A 14,261-nucleotide genomic window follows, 5' to 3' on the forward strand; every position below is an offset into this window, starting at 1 on the left:
AAACGCCTCAGCGATTTACAGCCGGACCGAGGCATCGCTGAAAGCCCTCAGTTATTCTGAGGCAACGTTATCGCTTTTGCTTTCAAATTACTGGGGAACCACCCACGGGGAGAGGGAGAATTAAGCCGTTGTAGGCCCGGTAAGCGCAGCGTCACCGGGCGAAAAAACATTACCCTTCGTGCAGCCCGCACTCGCGCTTCAGCCCGAAGAATCGCGTCTCTTCTTCCGCCATTCCCGGTTCCCATTTACGCGTGGTGTGGGTGTCGCCTACCGACAGGTAGCCTTGATCCCACAGCGGATGGTACTTCAGCCCGTGCTTTTGCAGATACTGATACACCGTGCTGTTATCCCAGTCGATGATCGGCAGCACTTTGAACACGCCGCGCTGCACCGCCAGCACCGGCAGCGTGGCCCGGCTCCCGGACTGCTCGCGGCGCAGGCCCGCAAACCAGGTCTGAGCGTTCAGTTCTTTTAGCGCCCGGTTCATCGGCTCGACCTTGTTGATCTCATTGTATTTCTCAATGCCCTCAACGCCCTGCTCCCACAGCTTGCCGTAACGCGCCTCCTGCCAGGCCGCGCTTTCCGTCGCACGGTAGACTTTCAGGTTCAGCCTGAGCTTATCCGTCAGCTCGTCGATAAACTGATAGGTCTCCGGGAACAGATAGCCGGTATCGGTGAGGATCACCGGAATGTCCGGACGGATCTGATTCACCAGATGCAGACTGACCGCCGCCTGAATGCCAAAGCTCGACGAAAGCACATAGTCTCCCGGCAGGTTTTCCAGCGCCCACGCCACACGCCCTTCGGCGTCCAGCTTTTCCAGTTGGGCGTTAGTTTCTGCGAGTGCCAGAATGCGTTCGACTTTTGGCAATGCGTTAAGCGCGTTTAGATCGAGTACGGACATAATTACCTCTCGTGGTTACTCCCAGAAATCCCTTGCGGGATCGAGCACCGGGCGAATGATGCCCGCACGTACCGTAAAGTCGCCGAAGCCTTCACCCGCTTCGCGCTCTTTCGCCCAGCGTCCGATAAGCACGTCGAGGGAATCGAGAATTTCCGGCTCGGTGATGTTCTCGCGGAACATACGCGGAATACGCGTCCCGATACGGTTACCGCCCAGGTGCAGGTTATAGCGACCCGGCGCTTTCCCTACCAGACCGAGTTCGGCCAGCATCGCGCGACCGCAGCCGTTCGGGCAGCCCGTCACGCGCATAACAATATGCTCGTCCGGAATACCATGTTTTTCCAGAATCGCTTCCACTTTATCAGTGAAGGACGGCAGGAAACGCTCGGCTTCGGCCATCGCCAGCGGACAGGTCGGGAACGACACGCAGGCCATCGAGTTTTCACGCTGCGCGCTCACCGCATTCATCAACCCGTGCTCGCGGGCCAGCTCTTCAATTCTCGCCTTTTCGCTTTCCGGCACGCTGGCGACGATCAGGTTCTGGTTAGCGGTGATACGGAACTCGCCTTTGTGGATCTTCGCGATTTCCAGCAGGCCGGTTTTCAGCGGACGGCCCGGATAATCAAGAATACGGCCGTTTTCGATAAACAGCGTCAGGTGCCATTTATTATCGATACCTTTAACCCAGCCGATGCGATCGCCGCGACCGGTAAATTCGTAAGGGCGGATCGGCTCAAACTTGATGCCCGCGCGACGCTCCACTTCTTCTTTGAACGTCTCGACGCCTACGCGCTCCAGAGTGTATTTGGTTTTCGCGTTTTTACGATCGGTACGGTTACCCCAGTCGCGCTGGGTAGTAACCACCGCCTCAGCCACTGCCAGCGTGTGCTCCAGCGGCAGGAAGCCGAACTCGCTCGCGGTGCGGGCGTAGGTTTTCTTGTTCCCATGCTCAATGGACAAACCGCCGCCCACCAGCAGGTTAAAGCCGACCAGCTTGCCGTTTTCGGCAATCGCCACGAAGTTCATGTCGTTGGCGTGCAGGTCGATATCGTTCTGCGGCGGGATCACCACCGTGGTTTTGAACTTACGCGGCAGGTAGGTCTGACCGAGGATCGGCTCTTCATCGGTGGTGGCGACTTTCTCCTGATCGAGCCAGATCTCCGCATAGGCGCGGGTACGTGGCAGCAGATGTTCGGAGATTTTTTTCGCCCACTCGTACGCTTCGGCGTGCAGTTCGGACTCGTACGGATTCGAGGTGCAGAGCACGTTACGGTTCATGTCGTTGGCGGTCGCCAGCGCGTCCAGACCCACGGAGTGCAGCATCTGGTGAACCGGCTTGACGTTCTTCTTCAGAATGCCGTGGAACTGGAAGGTCTGACGGTTGGTCAGACGAATGCTGCCGTAAATCGTGTTGTCATGGGCAAACTTATCGATCGCCTGCCACTGTTTGGTGGTGATGATGCCACCCGGCAGACGACAGCGCAGCAGCATCGCGTGACGCGGCTCCAGCTTCTGCTCGGCACGTTCGGCGCGGATATCGCGGTCGTCCTGCTGGTACATACCGTGGAAACGGATCAGCAGGAAGTTGTCGCCTTTGAAACCGCCGGTCAGGCCGTCATTTAAATCTTCGGCAATGGTACCGCGCAGGTAGTTGCTCTCTACCTTCATGCGCTCGGCATCAGACAGTTTGCCTTCGACCACCAGTGGGCCAGGATGTTTTTCGCTCATTAGTAGACATCTCGCTGATAACGGCGCTCTACGCGCAGCTCACTTAAAAATTCATCCGCCGTTTCGGCATCCATACCGCCGAATTCGGCAATCACTTCCAGCAGTGCCTGCTCAACGTCTTTCGCCATGCGATTGGCGTCGCCGCAGACATAAATGTGGGCACCGTCATTGATCCAGCGCCACAGCTCTGCGCCCTGTTCGCGCAGTTTGTCTTGTACGTATACTTTTTCTTTCTGGTCACGAGACCAGGCCAGATCGATGCGGGTCAGCACACCCTCTTTGACGTAGCGCTGCCATTCAACCTGGTAGAGGAAATCCTCGGTAAAATGCGGGTTGCCGAAGAACAGCCAGTTTTTACCCGGTGCCTCGTCCGCTGCACGCTGCTGCATAAAGGCGCGGAACGGTGCGATGCCGGTGCCCGGGCCAATCATGATCACCGGCGTTTCCGGGTTCGCCGGCAGACGGAAGTTGTCGTTGTGCTCGATAAAGACGCGCACCTCGCCCTCTTCTTCCACGCGGTCGGCCAGGAAGCCCGAGGCCCCGCCCGCCCGCGCGCGGCCTTCGATGTCGTAACGCACCACGCCAACGGTGATGTGGACTTCGTTTTCCACTTCCGCCTGTGAGGAGGCGATGGAGTAAAGACGCGGCGTCAGTGGACGCAGCAGGCCGATCAGCGCGTCGGCATCCAGCTGTGCCGGTGAGAAACGCACCATATCGACAATCGGCGTTGTCGCCGCGTATTGCTGTAACTTCGCCTTATCCCCGACCAGCGGAAGGAGCGATTCGCTGCGGGTTAAGGTGGCGTAGTTTTCAACGATGTTGGCGGTGTTCACCGTCAGCTCGAAATGCCACTGAAGCGCCTCAGAGAGCGGTAAGGTTTTACCCTCCACCTGGACCGGCTCCGTGCCTTTCAGCCACAGCAGTTCGACCAGCTCTTTCACCAGCGCCGGATCGTTCTGATACCAGACGCCCAGCGCATCGCCAGGCTGATAACGCAGGCCGGAGTCACCGAGATCGATTTCGATATGGCGCACGTCTTTTTCCGAATCACGGCCCGTGATTTTCTGGTTTACCGACAGGGTCGCCGTCAGCGGCGCCTCTTTCGTGTAAGGGCTGGTGTGGATTTCGTTGACGGTGCCCGCTGCGGTAACGGCGGCCTGCGCTGGCGTCTCTTTCGGGACGCGGGCCTTCAGCACCTCAACGATGCGCGCCCGCCATTCGGCGGCGGCGGCCTGGTATTCGACATCAGCGTCTACGCGATCCAGCAGGCGCTCTGCACCCAGCTCCGCCAGCTTGCTGTCGAAATCTTTACCGGACTGGCAGAAAAATTCATAGGACGTGTCACCGAGGCCGAAGACGGCAAAGGCGGTGCCCTCGAGCTTTGGCGCTTTTTTCGAGAACAGGAACTTATGCAGCGCGACGGCTTCTTCCGCAGGCTCGCCTTCGCCCTGCGTTGACGCCACCACCACCAGCAGTTTTTCTGACGCGATCTGTTTGAATTTATAATCCCCGGCGTTGACCAGGTTAACGTTCAGCTTCGCGGCGAGCAGGTCATCACGCAGCGCTTCGGCCACACGACGGGCATTACCCGTTTGCGAAGCGGAGATAAGCGTGATGGCAGGAATTTCAACGGCCGTTGGCGGGACGCCAGCCACAGCACCCGGCTGCTGGTTCAGCATTCCCCAGAAATAGCCGGAGACCCAGGCGAGCTGGGTGGGTGAAAAATCGGAAGTCGCGGCCTGGAGGCGCGCCAGTTGCTCCGGGTTAAGGGGAAGCAAATTTGAAGGTGGGGCCTGTGTTGTCATGCGTCGTTATGTTCCAGTAGCAAAGCGGACTTTAAGCGAATAAATCCAAACTGAAGATAAGGTTAACGGCGGGGATAATAACAATTAAAGAAGGGATGGAAATAATAAATAACCAAATGGACTAACCTGTTTTAGTTATCGTTCTTAACGATAAAAGCGATTAAACAACTATCTGAAATAAAACAACAAAAGTCGATAAACACCATGAATACGAGGCGTTGACCGTTCAGAGCCGTTTTAGTTAATGATAAAAATTGTGCTTTCCGGTACTATGCGGCGGTTTTTTCCGCATTCCTGAGAGCTATGATGTCCACCACACTGTTTAAAGATTTCACCTTCGAAGCCGCACACCACCTTCCACACGTTCCTGCCGGGCACAAATGTGGCCGCCTGCATGGACACTCGTTTATGGTGCGTCTTGAAATCACCGGTGAAGTCGATCCCCATACGGGCTGGATCATGGACTTTGCCGAACTGAAGGCCGCGTTTAAGCCGACCTACGATCGTCTCGATCACTACTATCTGAATGATATTCCGGGCCTTGAAAACCCGACCAGCGAGGTGCTGGCGAAATGGATTTGGGATCAGATGAAACCGCTGGTGCCGCTGCTGAGTGCGGTGATGATCAAAGAGACCTGCACGGCAGGCTGCGTCTACCGCGGGGAGTGAATCTCCTCCGTTTCGGCCTCACGAGGCACGAGCGGCGTAAACTCGTAGAGCACCAGCGCATTACTCTCCAGTGATTCACTCAGTTGCCAGCCGTCATAAAGGCGTTCATCGCGTACGGAAAGCGTTGGACGCGCTTTATGCGCTATCCAGCGCCACATCTCTTCATCAGGGCCGCTTTCGCTGCCAACCCCTTCAAGCAACGGATAGAGCGCGCCGTTGTGCTGATCAAACAGATGGCATTTAATTCGCCATTTACCGCGCATTCCCTTCAGGTGTAAATGATACTGCTGGCGAAAACGCTGGATGAAGGCTTCTTCACTGGATAGGAGCGGATTAAAAACCACCACATTACGCAGCAACAGCTGATAACCATTGCGATGGCGCGTAAGCAGGACACGCTTATCATTGACCAGCACCTCGCCCCGCAGACGTTGCCAGAGCCAGAGTACCCAATAAACCGGACGCGGCAGACCATGGTTATACTGTAGCGCAAGGCTTGAGGTATCGATGGTGTTGTTCGCACGGGCTTCTCCCTGAAGGCCCGAATTGAGCCAGAATCCCGCCAGCCAGACCTGCTCCGAAAGCCCGAGCAGGTTCTGCATCAGCAACGCCCCACGAAAAAACCAGCCGTTTGTCGCCCGCGTGTTGCCGGTGAGGGTATTCCAGGAGAGAAGCCAGACGGGAAGCGAACATTTTCGCAGGCGAAGGGCAGCGAGGATCTGCCGGACCTTCAGTATCGGATAATTTTCCGTTGAGGAGAGAGGGGTTACCTCCAGCTGCGCGGGATCGAGAAGTTCATTGGCATCGGCAGAGCAGGCAAGAAAATCGGCCTGCATCAGGATGTCGGAACTGAACAGGGTATCGTCGCTTACGCCCGCGCTGACGGGGGCAAATCGGTGCCATAAACCAAACTTTGCCTGCGGAAGATAAGTTCGTATTGCCTTTTGCTGGGCCAGCCAGACCTGCTCCCGGGTCTCCTCACTCGCCTGTGTTGACCAGTGCATGACGAAGTGCCAGCCCGCGGTGATTTCTGGCGAAAAATGATTAACCGACTGTTGTAAAAAGCGGGTGAGAAGATCGCGGCGGGTCGTTACGCCGGTGTGCAGTAGCACCGTCCACTGCTTTTTTGCCAGCCAGGTGAAGAGCTGATGCAGATTGTACCAGCAGGCGTAGCCTGCCATCTGGGGGTCATCCCACCCGGTAGCAAACAGTCGACTGCTGAGAAAAGGTTCGGCGATATCAATTCCCTCAATGGGAATGGCCTCATTTATCGCCTCCAGATTTTGTCGAACGTCCTCACGGAGCAAATCGTCGAGCTCACGCAGGGTAATGACCACCCGCATACGGCGCAGCGAGGCAGAAAGAGGATTGAGCTGCTCAAGATCCAGTCTCTGCTCCTGCTGCGGGTGAACGATGAGCGGCGAGGCTCCCCAACCGCGCGCCACCGGTTCATTGAGCAGGCTAAACAGCTTGTCCACGGCGACCGGATAGCGCTGCTCACGCCTGTCCGTCCGAATACGTGCCGCCTCCGGGTGCTGGCGTCGGGCCTTACGAAACTCACCCGGAGACATATTGTGAACACGCCTGAACCGATCGCTCATCATACGCGTGCTGGCGAAACCCTGCTCAAGCGCAATCTGGTGCAGCGGTCGGTTCGTCAGCCGGAGAGCGTCGGCCGCCTTTTCCAGCCGCAGGTGGGTGATGTACTGCATGAAACTGATCCCCACCTCCTTGCGAAAGAGACGAGAGAGCCAGGCTTCAGAAACATATTCACTCGCGGCGATTTCCGCAAGCGTAATACGGCGGGAATAACTGGCATTGATCCGCTCTATCACCCGAGCGATGCGTTTGCTGTGCGCTGAGGAAAGTTCCCGGGACAGCATACGGGCGGGCTGTTGAAAGCGGCTGGTCAGCAACAGCAAAATCTCGCTCAGCCAGCGGTACGCCTCCAGCCGGTAGCGGTGCGGGTCGTTGATGAGGGTGACCACAAGAAGCTGGCGCAGCAGATCGCGAAGCGCATCGCACTGGGGCCAGACGCCTCCGGCTTCTGCCGGTACAGCATAATCATGGGCAAAAAAATCATTGCAGAGCTGGACGACCCAGCGCCCGGAAAGGGTTACGCGCAGGGTGACATTTGCCGTTTCGCTCGTGAACTGCCAGCGCCGATGACGGTTTATGATGGCAAGGGTATTGGCCTCCAGGATGTCACGTCCCGCATCGGTGTTCAGCTCTGCCCGCCCTTCCAGCACCCAGAGCAACGTTAGCGTATCGCCTTCATCCTCCACGCAGTGGCGAATGTCCTGAATCTCTATCCAAAATTCATCTCCCCGTTGCGCCATCTTACCCCTCATCAAAGACAAATAATGACCTGCTCTTTTTTGTCATAACTGAATTGTATGAAAAACAATCAAAACAAAGCCGTCGCTTTACAACAAAAAATTGCATTTTCAGGCAGTACGATCGTCATAGACTCGAAATTATCATCGTTTGGCAGAAAAAGGATAACAAAAATGACACATCCAATTATCGAAGCTCTGCGTGGCAACGAAGCTCGGTTCACTGAATTACGGCGCTATTTTCATCAGCATCCTGAAATTGGTTTTGAGGAGCACAATACGAGCGATCGCGTTGCAGCGCTGCTTCAGGAATGGGGATATGAGGTTCATCGCGGGCTGGCGAAAACCGGTGTGGTCGGCACACTGAAGGTGGGTAACGGGCATAAACGCCTGGGCCTGCGCGCCGATATGGATGCGCTGCCAATGCAGGAAAACAACGGCAAGGCGTGGAGTAGTACCGTTGAGGGTAAATTTCACGGTTGCGGTCATGACGGCCACACCACAACGCTCCTGTATGCAGCGGAGTACCTGGCACGCACCCGCAATTTTAACGGCACGCTGCACCTTATTTTTCAGCCCGCGGAAGAACTTCTGTATGGCGGACGCGTTATGGTAGAGGACGGTTTGTTTGACCTGTTCCCCTGCGACCACATCTTTGGTCTGCACAATATGCCGTCACAGCCCCTCGGAAAAATTGGTCTGCGCGATGGCGCCATGATGGCCTCTTCCGACACTCTTCATATTGAGGTTAACGGCGTGGGGGGGCACGGTGCGGTGCCAGAACATACCGTTGACGCCACCCTGGTTGCCTGTCATATCACTATCGCGTTGCAGTCGATTGTTTCGCGCAACATTACCCCCTTCCAGCCAGCCGTCGTTACCGTAGGCAGCATTCAGGCCGGGCACGCCCCCAACATTATCAACGACAAAGTATTGATGAAACTTACCGTGCGCACGCTGGATGAACGCGTGCGGCAAACCGTGCTACAGCGTATCCATGATATCGCCGTTGCACAGGCGGAAAGTTTCAATGCGACGGCCACCATTCGACACATTAACGGCAGCCCGGTACTGAAAAACAATCCGCAAGCCAATGAGATGGTGCGCAACGTCGCCACCGATCTGTTCGGTCAGGATTCCGTCGCGGAGGTGAATGCGTTTATGGGCAGCGAAGACTTTGCTTTCATGCTCGAGAAAAATCCCAATGGATGCTATTTCACCCTTGGCGCCGGCGATGAGCCGGACCGCTGCATGGTACATAACCCGGGTTACGACTTTAACGACAACATTCTCCTCACCGGCGCGGCGCTGTGGGCCGCACTGACCGAACACTATCTGCGCTGATTCGCACCTTCCCGGGAGGGCTGCACTATGAGTACCGTTTCCCTGACAGGCGCATCCGCCTACGCCGGTAACGATCGGCTGCTGGCGGGTATCGTCATGAGCGTTCTGACATTCTGGCTGTTTGCCCAGTCGGTTATCAACGTGGTTCCGGCCATGCAGAATAGCCTCGATATTGCCCTCGAAACCCTTACGCTGGCCGTCAGCCTTAGCGCGTTGTTCAGCGGCTGTTTTGTCGTCGCCTGCGGTGGGTTTGCCGATAAGTTTGGGCGCATGCGACTGACCATGATTGGCCTGATCCTGAGCATGATCGGGAGTGGTCTGCTGTTCATTTCATGGGAGCCCGTCCTGTTTCTGTTGGGAAGAGCGATACAGGGGCTATCAGCGGCCTGCATCATGCCCGCCACGCTGGCGCTGATTAAGACCTGGTATGACGGTAAAGCACGCCAGCGCGCCATCAGCTTTTGGGTTATCGGCTCCTGGGGCGGCAGTGGCCTGAGCTCGTTTGTGGGAGGCGCCATCGCCACCACGCTGGGCTGGCGCTGGATATTTATTTTCTCCATGGTGGTGGCTCTGGCCGCGCTATTGCTTATCCGCGCCACCCCGGAAAGCCGCAGCCCTGATGCGTGTCGACACAAACTGGATATCAGCGGCCTGGTGAGTTTTGTCCTTATGCTGGTGCTGTTCAATCTGTTTATTAGCAAAGGACACAGCTGGGGCTGGAGCAGCAGTTTATCGCTTCTTGTACTGTGTGGAGCCGTGATTGCACTGATGTGCTTTGTCGTTACCGGGCGGCGAAAAGGCGATGCGGCGCTGATCGATTTCGCCCTGTTTAAAAACCGGGCCTATAGCGCCTCGGTATTCTCAAATTTCCTGCTCAACGGCTGCATTGGCACCATGATGATCGCCAGCATCTGGTTGCAGCAAGGCCATCATCTGTCACCACTACAGACAGGCATGATGACGCTGGGGTATCTGGTTACCGTACTGGCGATGATCCGGGTGGGTGAAAAACTGCTTCAGCGCTATGGCGCCAGGCTGCCGATGATGACCGGCCCGCTGCTGACCGCAACAGGTATTTCGCTGATTTCATGCACCTTCTTAAGCAAAGAGGTCTACATTGTTACCGTTTTTCTGAGCAATATTTTATTTGGGCTGGGGCTCGGATGTTACGCCACGCCCTCAACGGACACGGCGGTAATGAATGCCCCTGAAAACAAAGTGGGGGTGGCTTCAGGGATCTATAAGATGGGCAGTTCCCTGGGCGGCGCAATGGGTATCGCGGTCACCGCATCGCTGTACGCGCTATGGCTGCCGATGGGAACGGCCAGTGCCGCGCAGTATGCCTTGCTGTTCAACAGTGCGATTTGCCTTGGGTCGGCAGTCGTGACCTGGGCTTTACTGCCAACAACAAAAGCCCCGCGTTAAGCGGGGCCACAAAAGTATCAGGCAATGTTCAGATATTTGTGCGTCTGCATCGACAGCCGCCAGTTGCGGGCGATACAGGTTTCAATGCACAGACGGGTTGCATCGTCTTTCTGGCTGATAGGCTGTAGTGCGATCACGCGCTGCTTTTCGTCCGTCAGCGTCGCCAGCAGTTCGTCCAGCGCTTCGATGTCACGCACGCGCCCCACCGGATGTTTGATCTCATCAGCACGCTCAAGCGCCTGCGATAGTACGTCATACCCGCCGCGCATATTCACTTTCGGTGAAACCGTTACCCACGTTGAATGGGAGCAGCGCACTTCATGGGTACCGCTGGTTTCAATCTGACAGCTATAGCCGTTCTTTTCGAGCAGTTCGGTGAGCGGCATCAGATCATGAATGCAGGGTTCCCCGCCGGTGATCACCACGTGCCGCGCCGTCCAGCCCTGACGACCAATAATGGCAAGCAGATCTTCCGCGCTGCCCGCGCCCCATTTATCGCTCTCTTTGGTTTTCGCCAGAATGCTGAACAGCGACACTTCCCGATCTGCGAGCTTATCCCACGTATGTTTGGTATCACACCAGGCGCAGCCAACCGGGCATCCCTGTAAACGAATAAAGATAGCGGGAACGCCGGTAAAGTAACCCTCGCCTTGAAGGGTCTGGAACATCTCGTTAATCGGGTACTGCATAGTCAACTCTGTTAAGGGGATAAACGATAAGTATCGCAGATCCCCGTCAGATGATCATGCTCCATCGGTGCTTTGCGCGCCAATTGCCGCCATAAACCGTTCCGTAATTTGCTGCGGTCGGGTGATCGCCCCGCCGACGACAACCGTGTGCGCCCCCAGCGCCAGACACCTGGCCGCGCGATCGGGGGTATTCACGTTACCTTCGGCAATCACGGGGATCGTGACGGCAGACAGCACCTCTTTCAAAAACGCGCAGTCATTTTCCGGTAGCGAATGGCCCGCGGTCTCCGCCGTATAACCGTAAAGGGTGGTTCCGACACAATCAAACCCCAGCGCCTGCGCGGTCACGGCCTCCTGCACGGTGGCAATATCCGCCATCAGCAGCAGCGAAGGGTAACGGGTGCGGATCTGCGCGATCAGCATGTCCAGCGATACGCCACCGGGCCGTTTCCGGGCGGTCGTATCCAGCGCAACGATCTCCGGGGCGACCGCCATCAGCTCATCCACTTCTTTGAGCGTCGCGGTGATGAACACCTCGCTGTCCGGATAGTCTCGTTTGATGATGCCGATGACCGGCAGTGAGACCAGCCCTTTGATAGCCTCGATATCCACCACGCTATTGGCGCGGATCGCAGCGGCACCGCCCTGGGCCGCCGCCAGCGCCATTCGCGACATAATAAACGGGCTGTGCAGCGGTTCGTTTTCCAGCGCCTGGCAGGAGACGACCAGTTTTCCTTTCAGGTTATCCAGTACAGTTTTCATTACGATAAGATCTCTTCTACTTCGTTTTTGATAATGGTGACGTGCGGTCCATAGATGACCTGGACACCGTTGCCGCGGACGATTACGCCGCGGGCGCCGGTCGCTTTCAGTGCAGATTCATTGACTTTGCTACCGTCTTTCACCGTGACGCGAAGGCGCGTGGCGCAGCAGTCAACGTCATCCAGATTGTCTTTTCCTCCCAGCCCGGCGATCACCGCCGCGGCGCGCTCGCTTTGCGGCAGGGTAGCCTCGTCAGCCAACGCCTCCTTTTCACGGCCCGGCGTGGCAAAATCAAAACGTTTGATCAGATAGCGGAAGGTACAGTAGTAAAGGAAGAACCACGGTACGCCCACCAGCGGGACGAACATCCAGTTAGTTTTCGCTTCCCCCTGCAAAATGCCGAACAGCACGAAATCAATAAACCCGCCGGAGAATGTTTGTCCGATGGTGATGTGCAGCATGTGCGCGAGCATGAACGCCAGCCCGTCAAACAGCGCATGAATGACGTACAGCACCGGGGCAATAAACAGGAATGAGAACTCTATGGGCTCAGTAATTCCCGTCAGGAATGAGGTTAACGCCGCAGAGAGCAGCAGCCCGGCAACCCGCTTTTTGTTCTCCGGCCTGGCCGTGTGGTACATCGCAAGGCAGGCGCCGAGCAGACCAAACATCATGGTTATAAAGCGCCCGGACATGAAGCGCGACGTGCCCTCATAGAAATGCTGCGTGTTCGGGTCGGCGAGCTGGGCGAAGAAGATCCGCTGCGTGCCCTCAACCAGGTGACCGTTAACAATTTCACTGCCGCCAAGCGCGGTGGTCCAGAACGGAAGATAGAAGATGTGGTGCAAACCAAACGGGCCAAGCATGCGCAGGATGAAGCCATACAGCAAAGTCCCCAGATAGCCGGTGGCATCCACCAGCCCGCCGAGGCCAAAGATCAGCTTCTGAAAATGCGGCCAGACCACGGTCATCAGCGCGCCGACGAGTATCGCCGCCAGTGAGCTGATAATGGGAACGAAGCGTGAGCCGCCAAAAAAGCCCAGGAATTGCGGAAGCGCGATTTTATTAAATCGATGATGCAGTGCGCAGGTCACCAGCCCAATAACTACCCCACCAAACACGCCCGTTTCAAGCGTCTGAATACCCAGCGTCATGCCCTGCCCTGCGGCGCCCGGGTTCTCATGCGCCAGTTTTCCGGTCAGGATCAGCAGCGCATTGATAGTGGCATTCATCACCAGATAAGCGAGCAACGCCGCCAGCCCTGCCGTGCCTTTATCATTTTTCGCCAGCCCAACGGCGACCCCAACAGCAAACAGTACCGACAGGTTTGCAAACACAATCGAGCCTGCGCTGCTCATGATGGTAAAGATGGCCTGTAGCCAGCCAACGTCTAAAAATGGATACGCGGTAAGCGTATTCGGATTCGATAGCGCCCCGCCGATCCCCAGCAACAGACCTGCTGCGGGCAGTATGGCGATGGGTAACATAAAGGATTTGCCGAAGCGCTGCGCTTTTTCAAACCATCCGCCGGAAGACGCTCCGCTGAACATTTGCATCATTTTTTTATCCCCCTGGTTATTGATGAAAATTTTTACCACATATATTTTTAATTGTGAAAATCACCACCAAAAACCAGGACACCGATCATACTTTTTCGAAATGACTGGCATCTCTCCCCCGCTTTCCGCCACACTAGTTGGCAGAGAAACGCATTAAGGATCTAGCATGTCGGACCATGAAAACCTGCTGCTGAAGCTACGCCAGGAGGCTTCCGGGTACAGCCCAACGCAACAAAAACTGGGGGAGTTTGTCCTCAACGATCCTGCCAGGGTGCTCTACCTGACGATCACCGAGCTGGCGCGTGAAAGCGGCACCAGCGAGGCCAGCGTCACACGCCTTTGCCGCACGCTGGGCTGTAAGGGGTATAACGAATTTAAAATGGCGCTTGCGCTGGATATTCAGCAGGGTTTGCCTGAGCGTCAGGCAGGAGATGCAATAGATAACGTGGTGGATGAGTCTGTCCAGGCGCTGCAAGATACCGCAAAACTCCTCGACCGGGCCCAACTTGAACAGGCGACACTGGCCCTGCATCAGGCGCAGTCAGTGCAAATTTACGGGGTGGCCGCCAGCGCGATACTCGGGGAATATCTGCATTACAAGCTCCTGCGGCTGGGCAAACCCGCGCAGCTGTTTAGCGATATGCATCGCGCGGCCATGAATGCGGCAACGCTCTCGAAAGAGACGCTGGTGGTGGCCATCTCAAGTTCCGGCTCTACACGGGATCTGCTTCACGTGGTGAAACTCGCCCGCAAGAGGGGCGTTAAGGTACTGGCGCTCAGCAATACGCCCCGCAGCCCGCTGGCCTCCCTGAGCGATTTACAGCTGGTTGCAGCCAAACCCGAGGGACCGCTGAGCGCGGGTGCGCTCAATGCCAAGGTTGGCGTGATGCTGCTGGTTGAACTGTTAACCACTTCCCTTATTGCAGTAGACAGCCGTTACAGTGACGTCAGCCAGCAAACGGCAAGCGCCACGTTGCCGCTTCTGCTATAGAAAACAAAAAACCCGCCGAAGCGGGTTTTTTCATAAGAACGAAGGTTCA

Annotated in this window: 11 protein-coding genes; 4 read left to right on the forward strand and 7 right to left on the reverse strand. The window is 56.4% G+C overall.

The features are described from left to right. Positions 1 to 169: 169 nt before the first annotated feature. From cysH to cysJ, 3 genes are read right to left on the reverse strand one after another with little or no spacing between them, the layout of a single operon-like run. Positions 170 to 904 (reverse strand): phosphoadenosine phosphosulfate reductase, encoded by a 735-nt coding sequence (gene cysH, locus ACOTXL_RS13820; protein WP_045351025.1) that lies wholly within the window; start codon positions 902 to 904, stop codon positions 170 to 172. Between the two features lie 15 nt (positions 905 to 919). Beyond that, positions 920 to 2,632, reverse strand: a complete 1,713-nt coding sequence (gene cysI, locus ACOTXL_RS13825; protein WP_003862696.1) for an assimilatory sulfite reductase (NADPH) hemoprotein subunit — start codon at positions 2,630 to 2,632, stop codon at positions 920 to 922. Further along, positions 2,632 to 4,437, reverse strand: coding sequence for an NADPH-dependent assimilatory sulfite reductase flavoprotein subunit (cysJ, locus tag ACOTXL_RS13830; protein ID WP_003862698.1), 1,806 nt, complete (start codon positions 4,435 to 4,437; stop codon positions 2,632 to 2,634). The genes cysI and cysJ overlap by 1 nt, the downstream gene beginning before the upstream one ends. A 303-nt stretch (positions 4,438 to 4,740) precedes the next feature. On the opposite strand from cysJ, the gene queD reads away from it, so the two are divergent. Then, positions 4,741 to 5,106, forward strand: coding sequence for a 6-carboxytetrahydropterin synthase QueD (gene queD, locus ACOTXL_RS13835; protein WP_006811776.1), 366 nt, complete (start codon positions 4,741 to 4,743; stop codon positions 5,104 to 5,106). Here queD and ACOTXL_RS13840 read toward each other — a convergent pair. Beyond that, positions 5,091 to 7,445 carry a helix-turn-helix domain-containing protein gene (locus ACOTXL_RS13840; RefSeq protein WP_045351024.1) on the reverse strand — a complete coding sequence of 785 codons (2,355 nt, stop codon included), beginning with the start codon at positions 7,443 to 7,445 and terminating at the stop codon, positions 5,091 to 5,093. The genes queD and ACOTXL_RS13840 overlap by 16 nt on opposite strands. A 171-nt stretch (positions 7,446 to 7,616) precedes the next feature. Between ACOTXL_RS13840 and ACOTXL_RS13845 the strand changes: the two genes are divergently transcribed. Next, positions 7,617 to 8,786 (forward strand): M20 aminoacylase family protein, encoded by a 1,170-nt coding sequence (locus tag ACOTXL_RS13845; protein ID WP_023314746.1) that lies wholly within the window; start codon positions 7,617 to 7,619, stop codon positions 8,784 to 8,786. Positions 8,787 to 8,813: 27 nt separating this feature from the next. Further along, a complete protein-coding gene (locus tag ACOTXL_RS13850) occupies positions 8,814 to 10,211 on the forward strand; it encodes an MFS transporter (protein WP_045343916.1) in 1,398 nt (465 codons plus the stop codon). Positions 10,212 to 10,228: 17 nt separating this feature from the next. Here the strand turns inward: ACOTXL_RS13850 and queE are convergent, their stop codons facing one another. Genes queE through ACOTXL_RS13865 form a run of 3 tightly spaced genes read right to left on the reverse strand, consistent with a single transcriptional unit; the run spans position 10,229 to position 13,221 of the window. Further along, a complete protein-coding gene (gene queE / locus ACOTXL_RS13855) occupies positions 10,229 to 10,900 on the reverse strand; it encodes a 7-carboxy-7-deazaguanine synthase QueE (RefSeq protein ID WP_006811780.1) in 672 nt (223 codons plus the stop codon). A gap of 54 nt (positions 10,901 to 10,954) precedes the next feature. Further along, on the reverse strand, positions 10,955 to 11,662 hold the full coding sequence (locus ACOTXL_RS13860; protein WP_045351023.1) for an N-acetylmannosamine-6-phosphate 2-epimerase: 708 nt from the start codon (positions 11,660 to 11,662) through the stop codon (positions 10,955 to 10,957). Further along, entirely contained in the window at positions 11,662 to 13,221 is a 1,560-nt protein-coding gene (locus tag ACOTXL_RS13865; RefSeq protein ID WP_045351027.1) for a maltose/glucose-specific PTS transporter subunit IIC, read from the reverse strand. The genes ACOTXL_RS13860 and ACOTXL_RS13865 overlap by 1 nt, the downstream gene beginning before the upstream one ends. 166 nt (positions 13,222 to 13,387) lie before the next feature. Here ACOTXL_RS13865 and ACOTXL_RS13870 point away from each other — a divergent pair, with 166 nt between their 5' ends. After that, entirely contained in the window at positions 13,388 to 14,212 is an 825-nt protein-coding gene (locus ACOTXL_RS13870) for a MurR/RpiR family transcriptional regulator (protein ID WP_045351022.1), read from the forward strand. The last annotated feature ends 49 nt before the right edge of the window (positions 14,213 to 14,261 follow it).

Origin of the sequence: Enterobacter cloacae complex sp. IR5402 (assembly GCF_049238125.1) — a bacterium.
In the GTDB taxonomy this organism is placed as follows: Bacteria; Pseudomonadota; Gammaproteobacteria; order Enterobacterales; family Enterobacteriaceae; genus Enterobacter; species Enterobacter hormaechei_C.